The sequence below is a fragment of the Nocardioides alpinus genome (genome assembly GCF_900112035.1).
GTDB classification, from domain to species: Bacteria; Actinomycetota; Actinomycetes; order Propionibacteriales; family Nocardioidaceae; genus Nocardioides; species Nocardioides alpinus.
Map to the genome: position 1 here is coordinate 1,036,868 of NZ_FOKC01000001.1, position 20,005 is coordinate 1,056,872.

Genomic DNA, 20,005 nt, shown 5'->3' on the forward strand with positions numbered 1-20,005 from the left:
ACTTACCGGCGATCCGTGGAACCGCCGGCCGCGCCTGCCGTCTTGTTGGATGGGAGCCGGACCGGACAGGGGGACGCATGGGCGACGACACGCAGGGCCGAGCACACGCCCGGCGGTGGCTCGGCGCCGCCGTGGTGGCAGGCCTGGTGGTGGCCGGTGCCTTCACCCTGCCCCGGCTGGTCGACGACGACGAGTCCCGTCCGGCGACGGCGAGCACGGAGTGCGTGACCACCGCCGACGCACCCGCCGGCGAGATCAGCGAGCAGGCCGCCACGTGGGTGCGCTTCTGCCCGATCGCCGACGCAGGTGCCACCCAGCGCGTCCGCCACCCGCAGGGCGTGATCACCGGGGACATCGCCGCCGCTGTCGCCGAGAGCCTCTGGGAGACGCAGGTCGACCGACCGGTGTGCGCACCTGACGAGGAGATCGCCGGTCCCACCGGGCTGTTCCGGATCGAGGTCGGGCTGGCGGACGGCCGCGTGGCCGAGCTCACCGGCGACACCGGGTGCAGCACGCGTGACCAGGTGCTCTTCAGCCAGCTGGAGACGACGCTGCTCATGGACGCCGCCGGGACGTCCGGCCCACCCGGCGCCCTGCCCGCCCCTGTCTCCTGTCCGCCTCGCTTCACGACGGCGGCGACCAACACGGACGGGACCTCGGCCGCCCTCCTCGTCGAGACCGCCGCGTCGCACTGGCGGTCGACCGTGCCGCTGCTGCCCCTGTCGGCGTCGGCCGCGGACGTCTGTGCGTACACGGGCGGCGGCAGGCGCCGCGAGCTCGTCGACCAGTGGCAGGTGGGCTCCCCGGTGGCGGACTCGATCCGCGCGATCGCGACGACGGCCGTCCGCCGGGGCGCCATGACCGACTGCCCGGTCGACCCCGGCGCGACGTCGTACGTCGTCGTGCTCACCGACGCGACCGGCACCGCTCGTACGCTCGCCCTGGACCCGACCGTGTGCGGGACCCTCCGGGCGGCCACCGGGACGCCGGCGGTCGACACCTACCTCGGACTGGCCCTGCCGTCGGTGGTCCGGGCGGTGGCGCGCAGCCGGCCCTGATGCGGACCGCGCACGTAGGTTCGGGTCATGTCGACCGACGCGCGAGCGACCATCGGGCTCACCGGCCTGGCCACCATGGGACGCAACCTGGCCCGCAACATCGCCCGGCACGACCACACCATCGCCGTGCACAACCGCACGACCCGACGCACGACGGACCTGGTCGAGGAGTTCGGCGACGAGGGTGACTTCGTGGCCTGCGAGTCCCTGGCCGACCTCGTCGCCGCAGTCGAGCGACCCCGCGCGATCGTGGTGATGGTCAAGGCCGGTGAGGCCACCGACGCCGTGGTCGACGAGCTCGTCCCCCTCCTCGACGAGGGCGACATCGTGGTCGACGCCGGCAACGCGCATCACCGCGACACCGTGCGGCGCCAGGAGAAGCTCGAGGAGCACGGCCTGCACTTCGTCGGCATGGGGGTCTCCGGCGGCGAGGAGGGCGCGCTCAACGGTCCGTCCATCATGGTGGGCGGCTCCGACCACGCCTACGAGCGGCTCCGCCCGGTGGTCGAGTCGATCGCGGCCGTGGTCGACGACACCCCGTGCTGCGCCCACGTCGGTCCCGGCGGCGCCGGCCACTTCGTCAAGATGGTCCACAACGGCATCGAGTACGCCGACATGCAGCTGATCGCGGAGTCCTACGACCTGCTGCGCTCCGTCCTCGGCCTGGAGCCGGCCGCGGTGGCCGACGTCTTCGAGGAGTGGAACGGCGGAGACCTCGAGTCCTTCCTGATCGAGATGACCGCGGACGTGCTGCGTCACACCGATGCCGAGACCGGCAAGCCCTTCGTCGACGTGGTGCGTGACGCCGCCGAGCAGAAGGGCACCGGGCGCTGGACGGTCCAGGACGCGCTCGACCTCGGCGTGCCCGTGACCGGCATCGCGGAGGCGACCTTCGCCCGGTCGATCTCCGGCCACACTGCGCAGCGCTCGGCAGCGCGCAAGGTCTTCGCGACGGCTCCCGACGGCGATCGTGCCGAGGTGGACCGCGAGGTGTTCGTCGACCAGGTGCGCGCCGCGCTCTACGCCTCCAAGGTGGTGGCCTACGCCCAGGGCTTTGACCAGATAGCCGCCGGCGCCGAGGAGCACGAGTGGGACATCGACCTGGGCGAGGTCGCGACCATCTGGCGTGGCGGCTGCATCATCCGGGCACAGTTCCTCGACCGGATCCGGGAGGCCTACGAGCAGGAGCCGGACCTGACCACCCTGCTGACCACCGACTACTTCGCCGACGCGGTGAAGGACGGGGTCGACGCCTGGCGCGAGGTCGTCGTGGCCGCGGTGCGCAGCGGCGTACCCGTACCCACGTTCTCCTCCTCGCTCGCCTACTTCGACGCCCTGCGTCGCGAGCGCCTGCCCGCCGCGCTCATCCAGGCGCTGCGCGACGACTTCGGCGCGCACACCTACGAGCGCGTCGACCGCGACGGGACGTTCCACACGCAGTGGGCCGAGCCGGACCGGCGCGAGGTGTCGGTCACGGACTGACCGCGCTCAGGCGGTCGCGACGAGCCACACGGCTCCGACCGCGCACACCACTGCTCCGATGCTGCGGAGCCGGTCGGCGCGGTCGAGGCGACGCATGAGGTCGCCGCGGTCCGCTGCCGGGGCCGACGCCAGGCGTCCGTGCGTGGGCGCTGCGACGGCCGCCGTGGTGCCGACGGCCAGCAGGCCCCCGGCCAGCGCGACCCACGTGCCCACGGACCGCGGCTCGGCCACCAGTGCCCAGCCGAGGACGACCACGAGCGGCGGGTAGAGCGCCGCCACGAGCCCGACGATGCGACGTGAGTGCCGGTCGTGGGCCGTGGCCCACCCGTCCGCCGGGACCTCGCCCAACGCGGGGTAGACCACGAGGTCGACGGTCAGCTGGAAGCCCAGGTGCGCAGCGGCGACCAGCAGGAGCCACGGCGCCGGATCTCCGAGGCTCATCCGAGGCCCATCAGAAGGAGTCCGCGCCGAGGTCCTGCTCGCCTGCGGCCAGCGCGTCGACGATCCGCCGGGCGACGGCGGCGGGATCCTTGCCCGCCGGGAGGCGGGGCGCCTCCCCGGCCAGCGGGCGGGAGGCCAGCCCGGTCTCGGTGTGCGGCGGGCGGACGTCGTACACGTCGACGCGGCTGCGCCGCAGCTCGGTGCGCAGCGCGGTCGCGACGGCACTGGCCGCGGCCTTGGTGGCGGAGTAGGCCACCATCCGCGGCATCGGGCGCTCGGCCACGACCGCACTGATCTGCAGCACGAAGCCCTGCGACTCCTCCAGCAGTGGCACGACGCGTCGCAGGAGGAAGAGCGGACCGATCACGTTGGTGAGGAACAGCTCCTCGACCACCTCGTCCGCGGTGTCGACCAGGCCGCCGAACGCGACCACGCCGGCAGCGTTGACCAGGCCGTCGAGCCCGCCGAGGTGCTCGTGTGCCGCGGCGACGACGGCGTCGCCCGCGGTGGCGTCGCCCACGTCCGCCACGACGGGCACGCCGGTGCCGAGGGCCGCCAGCCGGTCGGCGTCGCGACCCACGACGAGCAGGTGTGCGCCGCGGAGCGTCAGCTCCGCGACGATGAGTGAGCCCAGCGCCCCGGTGGCGCCGACGACGGCGATCCGGGCGCCCTCGAGCTCACGCCCGGCGTGCGTGCGGGGCGAGTGGTCCATGCGCTCTCCAGTCCAACGGGGGTGTCATCCCCTTCTCCGACACGGAGCCCCCGTTGGATGCATCCGCGGTGCTACTTCCTCGACAGGAACGCGGTCATCGCCTCGCGCGCCTCGTCACTGGCGAACAATCGCGCACTCGTGGTGGCCATCTCGGCGCCCAGCGCGTCGATGCGCGCGACCAGGTCGCGGTTGAGGATCCGCTTGGACTCACGCAGCCCCTGGGCCGCGCCGGTGGCCAGGCTCGCGCACACCGCGGCCACCTCGTCGTCGAGCAGGTCGGCGGGCACCGCCTTCGTCACCAGCCCGTACGCCGCCGCGTCGGCGCCACTGAACACCTCGCCGCCCAGCGTGGTGAGGGCCGCAGCCCGCGGGTTCATCCGCTGGTGCACGGTGAGGCTGATGATGGCGGCCGCGAGGCCGAGCTTGACCTCGGTGAGGGCGAAGGTGGCCCCCTCCGCGCTGATCGCGATGTCGGCCGCGGCGATGATGCCGATGCCGCCGGCGCGGACGGCGCCGACGTTCTTGGTGACGACCGGCTTGTCGAGGGTGACGATCAGCCGCTGCAGGTCGACGATCCGGCGGGCCCCCTCCTCCATGCCCTCGGTCGTGGCCTCCGAGAGGTCGGCGCCGGAGCAGAAGACCTTGCCGGAGCTCTCGACCAGCACCACCCGCACGTCGTCGTCGGCGGCGGCGCGCTCGAGGTGCGCGAAGAGCTCCGTGACCAGCCGGCGGCTGAGCGCGTTGCGGTTGGCCGGGCTGTCGAGGGTGAGGGTCGCGACCGCGTCGGAGACGGCGTAGTGGACCAGTTCTGTGGACGAGTGGGCCGCATCGGTCATGGGCGTCATCCTGCCGCACCACCCATCCAGCACACCCTCGGCTCCGAACACCCCCCATGCAGACCACACCCACGCCGTCCCGAGGACGCACGCTCCGCCACGCGGCGTACGGGGTGCTGGCCACCGTCGTCGGCCTCGCGGCCGCGCACCTGGTCGCCGCGCTCACCGTCCCGGCAGCCTCGCCGGTGCTGGCGGTCGGCTCGACGGTCATCGACCTGACGCCGACCCCGCTCAAGGAGTGGGCCATCCGGGAGTTCGGGAGTGCCGACAAGATCATCCTGGTCGGCTCGGTGACGGTCGTCGTGCTGCTGCTCGCCGCTGCCGCAGGCATCATCGCGGCCAAGCGCGAGACCGTGGGTCTGCTCATCGTCGTGGGTCTCGCCGGAGTGGCAGGCGTGCTCGCCGTGCTGCGTCCCGGCTCGGGTCCCCTCGACATCGTCCCCGCTCTGGTCGCCGCGGTCGTCGCCGCCACCTCGTTGTGGTGGCTGCACCGCATCGACGACCGGAGCGCCACCGGTGCGTCGCCCACGGGCGACGGACCGAGCCGGCGCGGGGTCGTGCTGGCAACCGGTGGCCTCGCCGCGGCCGCAGTGACCATGGGGGCGCTCGGCCGCTGGGTGACGTCCTACCGCCTCGGCGGGACCGACATCGCGCTGCCGGTTGCCACCGACCCCGCCGCCGCCGTCCCCCAGGGCCTGGAGACGATGTACGACGGCATCAGCCCGCTGCAGACGCCCAACGCGGACTTCTACCGCGTGGACACCCGGCTGTCCGTTCCTGCCGTCGACGTCGACTCGTGGACCCTGACCATCGACGGTGACGTCGACAAGGAGGTCACGCTGACCTTCGACGACCTCGCCGCGATGGGCGTCGTCGAGCGCGACATCACCCTCACCTGCGTCTCCAACCCGGTGGGCGGCCCGTATGTCGGCGCAGCCCGCTGGCTCGGCGTCCCGCTGGCCGACGTGCTCGCCCGGGCCGGCATCGACTCGACCAAGGCCGACCAGATCCTCTCCACCGACGTCGACGGGATGACCATCTCGACACCTCTGGACGTGGCCCTCGACGGCCGCGACTCGCTGATCGCGATCGGGATGAACGGTCAACCGCTGCCGCGCGAGAACGGGTTCCCGGTGCGCATGGTCGTGCCCGGCCTCTACGGCTTCGTCAGCGCATGCAAGTGGATCACCCGCATGACCCTCACGACGTACGACGCCGAGCAGGCCTACTGGACCGAGCGTGACTGGGCGATCGACGCCCCCATCAAGCTCTCCAGCCGGATCGACACTCCGCGCGCGCTGTCGAAGACCCCTGCCGGCCAGGTGATCATCGGCGGCGTCGCCTGGGCCCAGGGCTCGGGCATCGACAAGGTCGACGTCCGCATCGACGGCGAGGCCTGGAAGCCCGCGAAGCTCGGCCCCGAGGTCGGTGACGACTACTGGCGCCAGTGGTACTTCGAGTGGGATGCCAGCCCCGGCCAGCACTTCCTCGCGGTCCGCTCGACCAACAAGGACGGCGACGTGCAGACCGACGTGCGGATGGCGTCGTTCCCCGAGGGGTCGTCGGGCATCCAGGAGATCTCCGTCACCATCGAGTGACATGCCACCAGCTGCCCGCCGGGCGGTGTGTGGCGCAGGTTCCGAGCCTTCCGGACCCTGCGCCACTCACCGCCCGGCGGTCATTTCGGATCAGTTCAACTTTTTCTTCACGACCACCCATCCGGCCGCGGCACCGCACCGAACACCTCCTGAAAGCGGGCCATCACGGCCCACTCACATGCTTCCAACGAAAGGCAACCCCATGAACACCAAGCTCCGCACCCGCACCCTGGGCCTCGCCGCCCTCGCGCTGACCGCGTCCATGAGCCTGGCTGCCTGTGGCAGCGAGAGCGACACCGACTCGGCGGCCGAGCCCACCACGTCGGAGACGCCGATGGAGTCCGAGGCCCCGGCCGAGGAGCCCATGGAGTCCGAGACCCCCGCCGCTGACGGCCCGTTCGGCCCCGGCTGCGCCGGTGTCCCCACCGAGGGCGAGGGCTCCGTCGAGGGCATGCTCGACGACCCGGTCGCTACCGCTGCGTCGAACAACCCGCTGCTCAAGACGCTCGTCGCCGCCGTGACCGAGGCCGGTCTCGTCGACACGCTCAACTCCGCCGACGCCCTGACCGTCTTCGCCCCGACCGACGACGCGTTCGCGAAGATCGCGAAGAAGGACCTCAACGCGCTCCTCGCCGACAAGGAGATGCTCACCACGGTGCTGACCCACCACGTGGTGGCCGGCAAGCTGTCCCCCGAGGACGTTGCTGGTGAGCACGAGACCCTGGCCGGCGACACGCTGACCGTCGAGGGCTCTGGCGAGGACTTCACCATCGGCGACGCCGCCGTCGTCTGTGGCAACGTCTCGACGGCGAACGCCACCGTCTACGTGGTCGACTCGGTGCTGATGCCGGAGATGTGATTCGTCTCCTGACGACTCACAATCCGAGCAACACTGCGCAAGGATGGCTGACGTGAATCACGTGAGGCCCGTACCGGACGGGACGCCCCAGGGCGTCCCGTCCGGGGGCGACGCACCACAGCTGTCCGACCTGCTCCACCGGGCCGGACGTGGCGACGAGGCGGCTTTCGCCGCGTTCTACGACGCCACGTCCGCCCGGGCGTACGGCCTCGCACTCCGGGTCGTCCGCAACCCGGCGCACGCCGAAGAGGTGGCCCAGGAGGCCTACCTCGACGCCTGGCGCTCCAGCGCACGCTACGACGTGGCACGAGGGAGCGCGGCCGGTTGGCTGCTCACCATCGTCCACCGCAAGGCCGTCGACCGGGTCCGCTCGGTCGAGGCAGCCACCACCCGTGACGAGACCTGGAACCGCCAGACGGCCCCGGTCGACCACGACCAGACCTCCGAGGCCGCCCACGCCTCGCTCGACGCCGCACGCGTCCGCAGCGCGGTCGCCACCCTGACCGACGTGCAACGCCAGGCGGTCGAGCTCACCTACTTCGGCGGCTACACGCACACCGAGGTCGCCACACTGCTCGACGTTCCGTTGGGAACCGCAAAGACACGAATACGCGACGGACTGATCCGCCTGCGAGACCTGATGGGAGTTGGCTCATGAGCGACGTGCACAAGCTCACGGGCGCCTATGCCCTGGACGCCCTCGACGACATCGAGCGGGCCCGGTTCGAGCAGCACCTCGCCGAGTGCGAGGACTGCCGGGCAGAGGTCGCCGAGATGCGCGAGACCGCAGCGCTGCTGGCCGAGACCTCCGCCGTCACGCCCCCGGACTCGCTGCGCAGCTCCGTGCTGGCCGGCATCTCCCAGGTCCGTCCCCTTCCTCCCGAGGTCCCCCGCACGACCACCCCGATCGACATCCGGTCCGCACAGCCCGCCGGGCGGCGAGGTTGGATGCCCTTTCTGGTCGCGGCGGCCCTCGCGCTCTTCGTCGGGATCGGTGCGACGGTGACCCAGCCGTGGCAGTCCGACGAGGTGCCCCAGCTGACCGCTGCCGAGCAGGTCATCGAGGCGCCCGACGCCCAGGAGGTCTTCGTGGACCTGGGCGAGGCCGGTCGCGCCACCGTGGTCCGCTCCAAGGACAAGGACCGCGCGGTGATCACGACCGAGGACATGGTCGCCGCCCCCGCCGGCAAGGTCTACGAGCTCTGGCTGATGTCGCCCGAGGGTGTCTTCACCTCCGCCGGGCTGATGCCGGACGCCGCCGACCAGACCCTGGTCCTCGAGGGCTCGGCCGCCACGGCGTCCGCGGTCGGGATCACCGTCGAGCCCGACGGCGGGTCCGAGAAGCCCACCACCGAGCCGATCGCCCTCTTCGACCTGACCGAGGCGACGTGAATGCGGACGCGCAGCGCCGTGTGGCGGTCGTCGGGTCCGGAGTAGCCGGGCTGACGGCTGCCTGGGTTGCCTCGCGCACCGCCCACGTCACGCTCTACGAGGCCGACGACCGCCTCGGCGGGCACGCCGACACCCATCGCGTGCCGACGCCCGACGGCGAGCTCGCCATCGACACGGGCTTCATCGTCCACAATCGCAAGACCTACCCCACGCTGCTCCGGCTCTTCGCCGAGCTGGGCATCGAGACCCAGCCCTCGGAGATGTCGCTCTCGGTCAGCGATGCCGGCACCGGTGTCGAGTACGCCGGTGCGCTGGGCGCGCGCGGTCTCTTCGCCCAGCGCTCGTCCCTCCGCTCGCTCGACCACTGGCGGATGCTCCTCGAGATCCCGCGGTTCCACCGCCGCGCCCGCGCCGTCCTCGCGACCGACCCGTCGACGACCGGCCACGACGACCAGACGCTGCGTGACTTCCTCGCCGAATCCGACTTCTCGGCCGGCTTCGTCCGCCACTTCATGGAGCCCCTCGTCGCGGCCGTCTGGTCGTGCGACCCGGCGACGTCGCTCGACTACCCCGCCCGCTACCTCTTCACCTTCCTCGAGCACCACGGCATGCTCGGCGTCTTCGGCTCGCCCGAGTGGCGCACGGTCACCGGCGGCTCCGGGACCTACGTCGCCGCCGTCGGTGCGGCCATCCCCGACGTACGCCTCGAGACCAAGGTGACCTCGGTCCGTGAGCTCCCCGACGGGGTCGAGGTCACCGACGGCAGCGGCACCACCACGACCTTCGACGCGATCGTCATCGCCACGCACCCCTCGCACGCGCTCGGCATGCTCGAGGCGCCGAGCGACCTGCAGCGCGAGGTCCTGTCCGCCCTGCCCTACAGCAGCAACCCGGCGCTCCTGCACACCGATGTCTCGCTGCTCCCCGACGCCGTCGGCGCGCGCGCGTCCTGGAACTTCCACCGCCCCCGGAGTGCGCCTGCGAGCTCCGGGGCCCAGGAGGGGGCCGTCACGGTCACCTACGACCTCACCCGGCTCCAGCGCCTCCCCACCGACACCCACTACCTCGTCACCCTCGGCGGCGAGGACCTGGTGGACCCTGCCCTCGTCATCGACCGGATGGAGTACGAGCACCCGCTCTACACCCCCGAGTCGGTGGCCGCCTCGCGACGGCTCCCGGAGATCAACACCGACCGGATCGCCTTCGCCGGCGCCTACCACGGCTGGGGATTCCACGAGGACGGCGCGCGCTCGGGCCTCGTCGCGGCGACCCACCTCGACCTGCCGTGGACCCGCACGACGCACGCGGTCCCGCAGACCGGGCGCTTCACGACGACCGTCCGGCACACCCGACGTACGCCGTTCACCCGCACCTTCGAGCACTCCTCCACCATGTGGCTGGTCGACCTCGACGCGCTGCCGGACCACGGCACCCTGGCCCGCTTCGAGGCCCGCGACCACCTCGGGTCCCCCGAGCGCACGCTGCGCCACAACGTCGAGGCGTTCCTCGCCGACCACGGCGTCACCCTCGGCGAGAGCGACCGCCCCGGCACGATCCTGATGGCCGCCCAGCCGCGCTCGCTGGGCTACGCCTTCAACCCGATCAGCGTGTTCTGGTGCTTCGACGACCACGGCCGCCAGGCGGGCGTCGTCGTCGAGGTGCACAACACCTACGGCGACCGGCACGCCTACCTCGTCCACCCGGACGAGCAGGGCCGGGCCCGGACCGACAAGGCGATGTACGTCTCCCCGTTCCACGGGGTCGACGGGACCTACGACATCGCCGTGCCGATCCCCACGGACCGCCTGCACGTCGCCGTGACGCTCCGCGGGCACGACGCCGGTGCGACCGACGGGGCGTCCGCCCCCTTCAGCGCGAGCCTCACCGGCACCCGCAGCGACCTCTCCGTCCGCAGGACCCTCGGCGCCGCCCTGCGCGGCAGCCTGCAGATCCGGGCACACGGCATCTGGCTGTGGGCCCGCCGCCTGCCGATCCGACAGCGACCCCGCCACCGCCAGGAGGGCGTGCAATGACACTCGAGAAGAACCGCCCCGACGACCAGGCCCTCGCGCAGGGCACCGGGCGCCGCACCGAGCAGGCGAGCCAGAGCATGCCCGGCCTGGAGCCGCTGGTCCGCAGCCCCCGCACCGTGGTGTCCGCTGCCGTGGCCAAGCGCCTCTTCCGTGCCGCCGTCGGCCGCCTCGCCGTGACCGTCGTCGAGGAGCCCACCGGCCGTCGCCTGGGCCAGGGCGGGCCGATCATGCGCCTGCACCGCCCCGACGAGTTCTACGCCCGTCTCGGCCGCGACGGTCTCATCGGCTTCGGTGAGAGCTACCTGACCGGCGCGTGGGACACCGACGACCTCGCCGGCTTCCTCACCGTGCCCGCCGCCCGGATCGCCACCCTGATCCCGGACTCGCTGCAGCGGATGCGCGCCTTCGTGACGCCCCGCCTGCCGCACCACCAGCGGAGCACCGAGGCCAACAGCCAGGCCAACATCTCGCACCACTACGACCTGTCCAACGAGCTGTTCGCGCTCTTCCTCGACGAGACGCTGAGCTATTCGTCCGCGCTCTTCGACACGTCCTCCACCTCCGCCCCGAAGGGCCCCGGCTCCGTCGGCGACCACCTGGTGTCCACCCCGCCGGAGCCCACCGACCACCCCGACGCCCTCCTGCACGACGAGGACTTCGCCGAGGCCCAGGGCCGCAAGATCGAGCGCCTGCTCGACGAGGCCGGCGTCACCGCCGGCAGCCGCGTGCTCGAGATCGGCACGGGCTGGGGCGAGCTCGCGATCCGCGCGGCCCGCCGGGGCGCCACCGTGCACTCGATCACCCTCTCCGTCGAGCAGCTCGAGCTGGCCGAGGACCGCATCGCCGCCGCCGGGTTCGCCGACCGGGTCGAGGTCGAGCTGATGGACTACCGCGCCCTCGGCGCGACCGGACGGACCTACGACGCGGTCGTGTCGGTCGAGATGATCGAGGCGGTGGGCCACGAGTTCTGGGGCACCTACTTCCAGACCATCGACCAGGTGCTGGCCCATGGCGGCAAGGTCGCCATCCAGGCCATCACGATGCCCCACGACCGGATGCTCGCCACCCGCGGCGGCCACACGTGGATCAACAAGTGGATCTTCCCCGGCGGCTTCCTGCCCAGCGTCGAGGTCATCGACGAGGTCACGCGCGGCGAGACCGACCTGCGGCTGGTCGGGCAGCTCGAGATGGGCAGCCACTACGCCGAGACGCTGCGTCGCTGGGACCGTCGGTTCCTCGCCCAGCGCGACGCGGTGCTGGCTCTCGGCTTCGACGACATGTTCATGCGGGTGTGGCACTTCTACCTCGCCTACTCGCAGGCCGGGTTCGCCAGCGGCTACATCAACGTCTCGCAGCTCACCTTCACCCGGGAGACCCCGTGACCCAGACCGCACCACGCTCCACCGCGACCCTCTCGACCGCAGGCGTCGCCGACCGCCTCGCCGAGGCGGTCCGGCCGTTCATCGGCGGCGACCTCCCGGTGCGCCTCGAGGCGTGGGACGGCTCGGTCGCCGGTCCCCAGGGTGCCCCGGTCGTGGTGCTGCGCTCGCCCGACGCGCTGCGGCGCCTGCTCTGGCACCCGGGCGAGCTCGGGGCCGCGCAGGCCTACGTCACCGGTGAGCTCGACGTCCCCGAGCAGGACGGCTGGGACCTGGAGTCCGCGCTGTCGCACGCCTTTGCGGTGGGCGCCGAGCGCGGCCTGTCCGGCGTACGCCTCTCGCCCCGCGCGCTGGTCGACGCGATCCGCACCGCCTCCGGCCTCGGCGCGCTGGGCCGACCGCCGGCCGCACCCGCCTCGCAGGCGCGGATCAAGGGGCGCCTGCACAGCCTGGCGCGCGACCGGTCGTCGATCAGCCACCACTACGACCTCTCCAACGAGTTCTACTCCCTGATCCTCGAGCCGCAGATGGCCTACAGCTGCGGCTACCACGCGACGCCGGAGACGTCCCTCGAGGACGCCCAGCGCGCCAAGCTCGACCTCGTCTGCACCAAGCTCGGCCTCGAGGCAAGCATGAAGATGCTCGACGTCGGCTGCGGTTGGGGCTCGCTCTCGCTGCACGCCGCGGAGCACTTCGGTGCGCAGGTCACCGGCGTCACCATCGCCGCGGAGCAGAAGAAGTTCATCGACGCCCGGATCGCCGAGCGCGGGCTGGAGGACCGGGTCGAGATCCGGCTCCAGGACTACCGCGAGGTCCCCGAGCGCGACCACTTCGACGCCGTCGGCTCGCTCGAGATGGGCGAGCACGTCGGCGCCACCAACTACCCGACCTACGTCGAGGTGCTCCGCCGCGCGGCGCGGCCCGGTGGCCGGGTGCTCGTCCAGCAGATGTCGCGCCAGGGCGCCGGTGGCGGCAAGCACCCCGGTGGCGGACCGTTCATCGAGTCGTTCATCGCCCCCGACATGACCATGCGGCCGGTCGGCGAGACCGTCGACCTGATCGAGGCCGGCGGGCTCGAGGTCCGCGACGTCCACGCGATGCGCGAGCACTACGTCCTGACCGTCGCCGGCTGGATCGAGCGATTCGAGGCCAACCTGCCGCGGCTGACCGAGCTGGTCGGCGAGGAGGTCGTCCGCGTGTGGCGCCTCTACCTCGTCGGCGGCGCGCTCGCCTTCCGCGACGGCCGCATGGGCGTCGACCAGATCCTCAGCGTCCGCCCGGGCGCCCCGCACACCCTCCCGGCCGTCCGCACGTGGTGACCCAGGCCCTGGTCGCCCTCCTGACGGCCCTGGTCGTCATGGGGGTCACCGCGGCCGTCAGCAAGCGCGTCGACCGGGTCGCGGTCGTCGACATCGCGTGGGGGTCGGTCTTCGTGGCCATCGCGCTCGTCCTGGCGATCGTGTGGCCGGACGAGCACTCGTGGCTGCTCGCCGTCCTGGTCACCCTCTGGGGCGGCCGCCTCGCCTGGCACATCGCCAGGCGCTCGAAGGGCCACGGCGAGGACCCCCGCTACGAGGAGATGCTCGGCGGTCCCGGCTGGCACGCGGGCGCAGCCACGGTCCTCCTCCGGGTGTTCGGCACCCAGGCCCTGGTCGCGTGGATCATCTCGTTCCCGCTCGTCGTGGCAGCGGCGTACGACGTCCGCTGGTGGCCGCTCGTGTGGGTCGGCGTGGCCGTGTGGGTCGTCGGGGTGTTCTTCGAGGTCGTCGGCGACGCCCAGCTGGCGGCGTACCGCTCCCGTCCCCGCGACCAGCGCCCGCCCGTGCTCGACACGGGCCTGTGGGGCTGGACCCGCCACCCCAACTACTTCGGGGACGCCTGCGTGTGGTGGGGCCTGTGGCTCGCCGGCGCCCTGTCGCTCGGCTGGCTCCCCGGGCTGCTGACCGTGTTCGCACCCGCCGCGATGACCTACTTCATCCGCAACGTGACCGGTGCCAAGCTGCTCGAGAAGACGATGTCGCAGCGGGCCGGGTGGGACGAGTACGCCGCCCGCGTGCCGCTGTTCGTGCCGCGGCCGCCGCGCCGCTGACCCGACCGCGTCCCCTTTCACCCGGCGGGTGGGTGGGCGCGTCGCGAGGACCTGGGGTAGAAAGCGGACGTGTCCGGACCCGATCCCCTCGATGACGCCGTCGAGCGCATGCTCGCCGGTGACGAGGGGGCGTTCCGGACCGTCTACCGCGCCGTCCAGCCGCCGCTGCTGCGCTACCTGACCGTCCTGGTCGGCCCGGCCGACGCCGAGGACGTGGCGAGCGAGGCGTGGTCGCAGGCGTTCCGGGACCTCGACCGGTTCACCGGGGACGCCGACGGCTTCCGCGGCTGGGTCACCACCATCGGTCGCAACCGGGCCTTCGACCACCTCCGGCGGGCGAGCCGACGGCCCGTGAGCGACCAGACGCTCGAGGACCTCGTCGACCTGCCGGACGACGCCGACGTGGAGCTCGACACGCTCGGCAGGGTGAACTCCCAGGCGGTGCTGCGACTGATCGGGGAGCTCCCCCGCGACCAGGCGGAGGCGATCATGCTGCGCACCGTGCTCGGCTTCGACGGCCCGACCTCCGCCAGGATCCTGGGCAAGCGCCCCGGGGCCGTACGAGCCGCTGCCCACCGTGGACTGAAGCAGCTCGCGAAAAGAATTTCCGAGGAGCCGTAACACCTCACCCCCGCCCGGCGCTGTAGGCAGTGAGATGAGCGAGCCCGAGACCCGCATGTCCCGCCTTGACGCCGAGCGCCTGCTCGATGCTCCGGCGGAGCACGACAGCGCCCTGGGCTGGGCCCTCACCGCAGCGAGCGCACCGGCGCACCCCGACGAGCTCCGACGCGAGGACGCCACGGTCGCGGCCTTCCACAGCGCCCGGCTCAACCCGCCGCCGGCTCGTCGAACGTCCTTCGTCTCTCCCGTCCGGCTCGGCGGCCGCGCCGCCAGCCAGGCCGTCGTCGCCACCGCGGCCGTGGTCGCCCTCGCGTCCGGCGGCTTCGCGCTGACCGGCTCGATCCCCCTGCCCACGCTCCCGGGCCAGGCGTCCGACCGCGCCACCGAGGCCGTCTCGAAGACGACCGACCGGGGCAACGGCGGCGCCGCCTCGGGCGGTGCCACGACCCGGTCCCCCGGTTCCTCGAGCACCACGCCCGGCGGATCGGGCTCGGCGTCCGCAGGCGGGCCCGGCACCGGCAAGCCGTCGAGCGAGTCCACCGGCAGCGCTACCGGCTCTGCGACGGAGAGCGCGACCGAGTCGCCGTCCCCGACGGCCACGCCGAGCGCCAACCTGGCCGGGCTCTGCAACGCCTTCCAGGCAACGGACCGCTCCGACAACGGCAAGTCCCTCGACAGCGCCGCCTTCGCCGCGCTCGCCGCCGCCGCATCAGCAGCTGGCGCCGCCGACGTCGCCACCTACTGCGTGTCCCTGATCGGCGAGCCGGAGACCGGCAAGCCGACAGACAAGCCGACGCCCACGGGCAAGCCGACCGACACCGGCAAACCCACCGACAAGCCCAGCCCGACGGGCAAGCCGACCGACACCGGCACGCCCACCGACAAGCCGACGCCGACCGACAAGCCGACGCCCACGGGCAAGCCGACCGACACCGGCAAGCCCACCGAGACGGCGACGCCGTCCACCGAACAACCCACCGAGACGCCTGGTCCTGGCAAGCCCACCGACAAGCCGGATCCGTCCGGCCAGGGTGGCGGAAAGGACTCCTCAACTTCTGGTTCCTGACCAGAAGCGGCCGCGTTCCGCGGAGCAAGGCTCAGCGTGCCCGGATCTCACACCCTCCCGTGAGGGATCCGGATCCCCCCAGTCGCGAAGAGCCGAACTTCGAAAACGCGTCGCAGCGGCACGGTTCCCCCGGGGCCGTGCCGCTGCTCTGTCCGGTGGGGTGTCGGCAGTGCACGTTAGGTTCGAGCGCATGGGTCAGCCGCGGGAGCTCTCGAAGCGCGAGGACACCCATCGGCGCATGCTGCGGGCGCGCGACGAGATGGACCGGCGCTATGCCGAGCCCCTCGACGTACCCACCCTGGCTGCGATCGCGCACCTGTCGGCGTCGCAGTTCGGTCGGGTCTTCAAGGACGTCTACGGCGAGACGCCGCACCGCTACCTCCAGCGGCGCCGGGTGGAGCGGGCGATGACCCTGCTCCGGCAGACGGACCGCCCGGTGACCGACATCGCGTGGGACGTGGGCTTCGCGAGCCTCGGCACGTTCAGCCGCACGTTCAGCAACGTCGTCGGCCTCTCACCGACCGAGTTCCGCGCCCGGCACGCGCCGATCGCCGTGCCGTCGTGCTTCATCGCGGCGTGGACGCGGCCACGGGAGCCGCACACGACAGTCGTTTCGGAGAAGCACGTGGGGACCGACGCTGACTAACGTCGTCGTCATGAGCAACCACATCACCTCACTCCACATCCGCAGCGTGCCCGTCCTCGACCAGGACGAGGCCCTCGACTTCTACACGACCCACCTCGGCTTCGAGGCCCGCGACGACATCGACCTCGGCTTCATGCGCTGGCTCACCGTCGGCGTCCCCGGCCAGGACACCTCGCTGCTGCTCGAGCTCGTCGGCGGCCCCCAGCACGACGAGTCGACGGCCGTCCAGGTCCGCGAGCTCGTCACCAAGGGTGCCCTCGGCGGGCTGTTCCTCCACAGCAGCGACGTGCACGCGACGTACGCCGCCCTGCGAGATGCCGGCGTCGAGATCACCCAGGAGCCGGTCGAGCAGCCCTACGGCACCGACTTCGGCCTCCGCGACCCGTTCGGCAACCACGTCCGGATCAGCCAGCCCAACGCGGCCCCCCCGCAGGAGGTCCAGGACACCTACGAAGGGGCCACCACCGCATGAGCTACCCACCGCCGATCTACCACGGCGACTCCGGCGAGGTCTCCGCCCACGTGGTGCGGGCCGGGATCGAGCCCGCGGTCGTCTACCCGAACGGCAACAAGGTGTTCTACCTCGCGCAGGGCACCGAGACCTCCGGCACCTTCGGCCTCTACCGCTGGGAGTTCGCCGGGCCCGAGAGCGGTCCGGGCGCCCACTTCCACCGCACGATCACCGAGTCGTTCTACGTGCTCGAGGGAACGGTCACGATCTTCGACGGCACGAGCTGGGTCAAGACGCACGCCGGCGACTTCGCCCACGTCCCGGCCGGCGGGATCCACGGCTTCCGCAACTCCGACGGCGCGGCCAAGATGCTGCTCCACTTCGCCCCGGGCGCCCCGCGCGAGGCCTACTTCGAGGGGCTGGCCGCTGGCATCGGCGACTTCGACGAGGACGCCTACGCCCGGTTCATGCGTGAGCACGACAACCACTGGCTGTGACGGCTCGGCCTCGTGGAGTTCCCACGGGATCGTGGAGCTCGTGAGCCGCGGGCTGGCTCGCGAGCTCCACGATGTCGCAGCAGCGGGTCAGGGGCGCGCGACCTGCGCGGCCAGGGTCGCCGGCGCCTGGAGGCAGTAGGAGTCGGTGAGCAGCTCGGCCAGCTCCGCCCAGTCCGTGCCGTCGTCGAGCACCATGCCGATCGCGTTGCCACCCCACCCCGACCTGAAGTAGGGCTCACCCATGTGCTCGAAGGCGGCGACCTCGTCGGGCTCGCCGCGGAAGGTGATCCGGAAGGCCTGGTCCTCGCCGCCGAAGACGTGGGCGACCGTCGCGCTGCCGACCCGCCAGCGGGTGCCGGTCCACGCGGGCTCCTGGCGGCAGCGCGGCAGGGCACCGAGCACGGCGTCGATGCGCAGGACCCACTCCTGCGGCACGAGCGGGCGGTCAGCGAGAGCCACGGCGTACAGCCTGCCACCAGCCGCCGACAACGTTGCCGTGGATCGAGGAGGGACGACGTCGTGTCACGAGACCTCGGGCAGCGGCACCGGCGCGAACGTGCTCCGCGTGAACCACGTCGGCAGCGCCCTCACCAGCGGGCGCGGCCCTGCGACGGAGAGGTCGCCGGCCCTCACCGCACCCAGGAGGTCACGACGGCCCATCCAGTAGTCGATCATCGTCTCGACGTGACCGACCACCTCGACGTCGACGTCGTGGCCCGGGTCGGTCAGGCACAGGTCCACCGTCGGGGTCTCCAGCACCAGCCAGAAGTGGCTCTTCCGGTCGCTGGACCCCTCGAGGTGGAAGTGCACGACGACGCGGCGCTCGGGCAGGGCGGCGGTGTCGACGTTGCGGTGGATGTCCCACATGAGCAACGAGGCGTCGTAGTGCTTGGCGATCACGTCGCCGCGCGCCCACCGCTGGCCCCAGACGCCCATCGACTCGATCACCGGCCACAGCTCCCTGCCGGCGGCGGTGAGGCGGTACTCGCCGCCGACGTGGTCCACGACACCGAGGCGCTCGAGCGTCTTGAGGCGCTTGGACAGCAGCGCCGGTGACATGAGGGGGACCCCGCGACGGAGGTCGTTGAAGCGCGTGCTGCCGCACAGGAGCTCGCGGACCACGAGGGGCGTCCACCTCTCGGTGAGCACCTCCGAGGCCATCGCCACGGGGCAGAACTGACCGTAGGTGGAAGCCATGACTCCGACGGTAGGGCCGCTATGGGTTCTGTACCAGTACAGGATCGATACTCGCGGGCCTGCCGTCCCCGGACCCACTGTGGGAGAGCACCTCCACCGTCCCGTCCGATGCCAGGGAGACCACCATGACCATGCTCGAGATGCCCACCACCGACGCCCTGGCCGGCGACTTCGCCGGCGAGCTCGTCACGCCCGACCACCCGGCGTACGACGTCCAGCGCCGCATCTGGAACGGCGAGATCGACCGCCGCCCGGCCCTCCTCGCCCGCTGCGAGGGGGCCAGCGACGTCGCCGCCGCCCTCCGCTGGGCCCGCGACCGCGGCCTGCCCGTGGCCGTACGAGGGGGCGGCCACGGGATCGCCGGGCACTCGCTCGTCGACGACGGCGTCGTCCTGGACCTGTCCGGGATGCGCGGCACCGTCGTGGACCCGGTGGCCCGCACGGTGTCGGCGCAGGGTGGTGCCCTCAACGCCCACATGGACCGGGAGAGCCAGGCCTTCGGGCTCGCGATGACCAGCGGCTACATCAGTCACACCGGCATCGCCGGGCTGACCCTCGGCGGCGGCATCGGGCACCTGATGCGCAAGACCGGGTTGGCGATCGACGCGCTGCGCTCCTGCCAGGTGGTGACGGCCGACGGCTCGATCGTGCGGGCGTCGGAGACCGAGAACCCCGACCTGTTCTGGGGACTGCGCGGGGGCGGGGGCAACTTCGGGGTCGTCACCGACTTCACCTTCGAGCTCCAGCCGCTCGGTCCGACGATCCTGGCCGGCCTGGTCGCGTGGCCCGCGGACGAGGCGCCGACGGTGCTGGCCTTCCTGCGCGACTTCATCGCCGACGCACCCGACGAGGTCGGGCTGATGGCCAACCTGCGGCTCGCTCCCGCGCTGCCGCTGTTCCCCGAGCACCTCCACGGCAGGCCGATCATCGGCCTGGTGGCGACGTACGCCGGCCCTGTCGAGGAGGGTGAGCGCGTGCTGGCGCCGGTGCGCGCGCTCGGCCACCCGGTGCTCGACACGATCGCGGCGAAGACCTACGTCGCGCACCAGAAGTTCCTCGACCCGGCCGTGCCGCACGGCCGGCACTACTACTGGAAGTCGCACCGGCTCGGCCCGCTCACCGGCGACATCATCGACACGATCTGCGAGCACCTCGCGACGATCAGCAGCCCGCTGTCGACGGTCCCGATCTTCAGCTTCGGAGGGGCGATGAGCCGCGTGCCCGAGGACGCGACCGCCTTCGGGCACCGCGACGCGAGCCACGACATCAACATCGTCGCGTCATGGCTGCCGGATCAGGCCGGCGACGCCGACCGGCACCGCGCCTGGGTCCGCGGCTTCTTCGACGCCCTCGCCCCGCACAGTCGGGGTGTCTACGTGAACTTCACCAGCGACGACGCCCAGACCCGGGTGCAGGACGCCTACACCCCGGCCCAGTGGTCACGGCTGCGGACGGTCAAGACGGCCTGGGACCCGGACAACGTCTTCCGCGGGAACGCCAACATCCCGCCGCTGGCGTGACCCCCTGCGGATAGTTCGGGACGACCTGGTCGTCCCAGCGGGGGTCTCACCACCGTTTCTTCCCGAACTACCCGACCGCCGGTCCGCGCGCCGCCACCATGAAGGCAGTTCGCGGCTCGCGGGCGTAC

Annotated in this window: 21 protein-coding genes; 16 read left to right on the forward strand and 5 right to left on the reverse strand. The window is 72.2% G+C overall.

All coding sequences use genetic code 11. From position 1 onward, the window contains the following. Positions 1 to 77 precede the first annotated feature (77 nt). Together BM127_RS22140 and gndA are read left to right on the forward strand one after the other, a co-directional pair. Positions 78 to 1,058 carry a hypothetical protein gene (locus BM127_RS22140; protein WP_157829676.1) on the forward strand — a complete coding sequence of 327 codons (981 nt, stop codon included), beginning with the start codon at positions 78 to 80 and terminating at the stop codon, positions 1,056 to 1,058. 27 nt (positions 1,059 to 1,085) lie between these two features. Beyond that, positions 1,086 to 2,540, forward strand: coding sequence for an NADP-dependent phosphogluconate dehydrogenase (gndA, locus tag BM127_RS04980; RefSeq protein ID WP_091195096.1), 1,455 nt, complete (start codon positions 1,086 to 1,088; stop codon positions 2,538 to 2,540). A 6-nt stretch (positions 2,541 to 2,546) separates the two neighbouring features. Here gndA and BM127_RS04985 read toward each other — a convergent pair whose 3' ends face one another. The 3 genes from BM127_RS04985 to BM127_RS04995 all read right to left on the reverse strand — a co-directional run bounded on the left by BM127_RS04985 (position 2,547) and on the right by BM127_RS04995 (position 4,529). Next, positions 2,547 to 2,981, reverse strand: coding sequence for a hypothetical protein (locus BM127_RS04985; RefSeq protein ID WP_091195099.1), 435 nt, complete (start codon positions 2,979 to 2,981; stop codon positions 2,547 to 2,549). Between the two features lie 10 nt (positions 2,982 to 2,991). Continuing rightward, positions 2,992 to 3,693 (reverse strand): SDR family NAD(P)-dependent oxidoreductase, encoded by a 702-nt coding sequence (locus BM127_RS04990; RefSeq protein ID WP_175507319.1) that lies wholly within the window; start codon positions 3,691 to 3,693, stop codon positions 2,992 to 2,994. Between the two features lie 71 nt (positions 3,694 to 3,764). Further along, positions 3,765 to 4,529: an enoyl-CoA hydratase-related protein gene (locus BM127_RS04995; RefSeq protein ID WP_091195102.1), complete on the reverse strand. Its 765-nt coding sequence runs from the start codon at positions 4,527 to 4,529 to the stop codon at positions 3,765 to 3,767. Between the two features lie 56 nt (positions 4,530 to 4,585). Between BM127_RS04995 and BM127_RS05000 the strand changes: the two genes are divergently transcribed. From BM127_RS05000 to BM127_RS05060, 13 genes are all read left to right on the forward strand, one after another. Beyond that, positions 4,586 to 6,127 carry a molybdopterin-dependent oxidoreductase gene (locus BM127_RS05000; RefSeq protein WP_091195105.1) on the forward strand — a complete coding sequence of 514 codons (1,542 nt, stop codon included), beginning with the start codon at positions 4,586 to 4,588 and terminating at the stop codon, positions 6,125 to 6,127. Positions 6,128 to 6,329: 202 nt separating this feature from the next. Next, positions 6,330 to 6,986 (forward strand): fasciclin domain-containing protein, encoded by a 657-nt coding sequence (locus tag BM127_RS05005; RefSeq protein ID WP_091195106.1) that lies wholly within the window; start codon positions 6,330 to 6,332, stop codon positions 6,984 to 6,986. A 43-nt stretch (positions 6,987 to 7,029) separates the two neighbouring features. Beyond that, positions 7,030 to 7,644, forward strand: coding sequence for an ECF RNA polymerase sigma factor SigK (sigK, locus tag BM127_RS05010; RefSeq protein ID WP_091195109.1), 615 nt, complete (start codon positions 7,030 to 7,032; stop codon positions 7,642 to 7,644). Then, positions 7,641 to 8,378: an anti-sigma factor gene (locus BM127_RS05015; RefSeq protein WP_091195111.1), complete on the forward strand. Its 738-nt coding sequence runs from the start codon at positions 7,641 to 7,643 to the stop codon at positions 8,376 to 8,378. The genes sigK and BM127_RS05015 overlap by 4 nt, the downstream gene beginning before the upstream one ends. Then, complete coding sequence (locus BM127_RS05020; protein WP_091195114.1) at positions 8,375 to 10,411, forward strand: FAD-dependent oxidoreductase; 2,037 nt, start codon at positions 8,375 to 8,377, stop codon at positions 10,409 to 10,411. Before BM127_RS05015 ends, BM127_RS05020 begins: the two co-directional genes overlap by 4 nt. Then, the gene (locus BM127_RS05025) at positions 10,408 to 11,793 is read left to right on the forward strand and encodes an SAM-dependent methyltransferase (RefSeq protein ID WP_091195117.1); all 1,386 of its coding nucleotides are present in this window, start codon (positions 10,408 to 10,410) and stop codon (positions 11,791 to 11,793) included. The genes BM127_RS05020 and BM127_RS05025 overlap by 4 nt, the downstream gene beginning before the upstream one ends. Further along, on the forward strand, positions 11,790 to 13,109 hold the full coding sequence (locus BM127_RS05030) for an SAM-dependent methyltransferase (RefSeq protein ID WP_091195120.1): 1,320 nt from the start codon (positions 11,790 to 11,792) through the stop codon (positions 13,107 to 13,109). Before BM127_RS05025 ends, BM127_RS05030 begins: the two co-directional genes overlap by 4 nt. Continuing rightward, a complete protein-coding gene (locus BM127_RS05035; RefSeq protein ID WP_231263065.1) occupies positions 13,103 to 13,879 on the forward strand; it encodes a DUF1295 domain-containing protein in 777 nt (258 codons plus the stop codon). Before BM127_RS05030 ends, BM127_RS05035 begins: the two co-directional genes overlap by 7 nt. 69 nt (positions 13,880 to 13,948) lie before the next feature. Beyond that, the gene (locus tag BM127_RS05040; RefSeq protein WP_198554488.1) at positions 13,949 to 14,500 is read left to right on the forward strand and encodes an RNA polymerase sigma factor; all 552 of its coding nucleotides are present in this window, start codon (positions 13,949 to 13,951) and stop codon (positions 14,498 to 14,500) included. A gap of 34 nt (positions 14,501 to 14,534) precedes the next feature. Next, positions 14,535 to 15,566, forward strand: a complete 1,032-nt coding sequence (locus tag BM127_RS22145) for a hypothetical protein (protein WP_157829677.1) — start codon at positions 14,535 to 14,537, stop codon at positions 15,564 to 15,566. Between the two features lie 190 nt (positions 15,567 to 15,756). Then, on the forward strand, positions 15,757 to 16,212 hold the full coding sequence (locus tag BM127_RS05050) for a helix-turn-helix domain-containing protein (protein ID WP_091195125.1): 456 nt from the start codon (positions 15,757 to 15,759) through the stop codon (positions 16,210 to 16,212). 10 nt (positions 16,213 to 16,222) lie between these two features. Further along, positions 16,223 to 16,684 carry a VOC family protein gene (locus tag BM127_RS05055; RefSeq protein ID WP_091195129.1) on the forward strand — a complete coding sequence of 154 codons (462 nt, stop codon included), beginning with the start codon at positions 16,223 to 16,225 and terminating at the stop codon, positions 16,682 to 16,684. Further along, complete coding sequence (locus BM127_RS05060) at positions 16,681 to 17,160, forward strand: cupin domain-containing protein (RefSeq protein WP_091195132.1); 480 nt, start codon at positions 16,681 to 16,683, stop codon at positions 17,158 to 17,160. The genes BM127_RS05055 and BM127_RS05060 overlap by 4 nt, the downstream gene beginning before the upstream one ends. An 87-nt stretch (positions 17,161 to 17,247) precedes the next feature. Here the strand turns inward: BM127_RS05060 and BM127_RS05065 are convergent, their stop codons facing one another. Both BM127_RS05065 and BM127_RS05070 read right to left on the reverse strand, forming a co-directional pair. Further along, complete coding sequence (locus BM127_RS05065; protein WP_231263064.1) at positions 17,248 to 17,619, reverse strand: MmcQ/YjbR family DNA-binding protein; 372 nt, start codon at positions 17,617 to 17,619, stop codon at positions 17,248 to 17,250. A gap of 63 nt (positions 17,620 to 17,682) precedes the next feature. Further along, entirely contained in the window at positions 17,683 to 18,357 is a 675-nt protein-coding gene (locus tag BM127_RS05070) for a winged helix-turn-helix transcriptional regulator (RefSeq protein ID WP_091195135.1), read from the reverse strand. 125 nt (positions 18,358 to 18,482) lie between these two features. Here BM127_RS05070 and BM127_RS05075 point away from each other — a divergent pair, with 125 nt between their 5' ends. Further along, a complete protein-coding gene (locus tag BM127_RS05075; protein WP_231263063.1) occupies positions 18,483 to 19,877 on the forward strand; it encodes an FAD-binding oxidoreductase in 1,395 nt (464 codons plus the stop codon). Positions 19,878 to 20,005 lie beyond the last annotated feature (128 nt).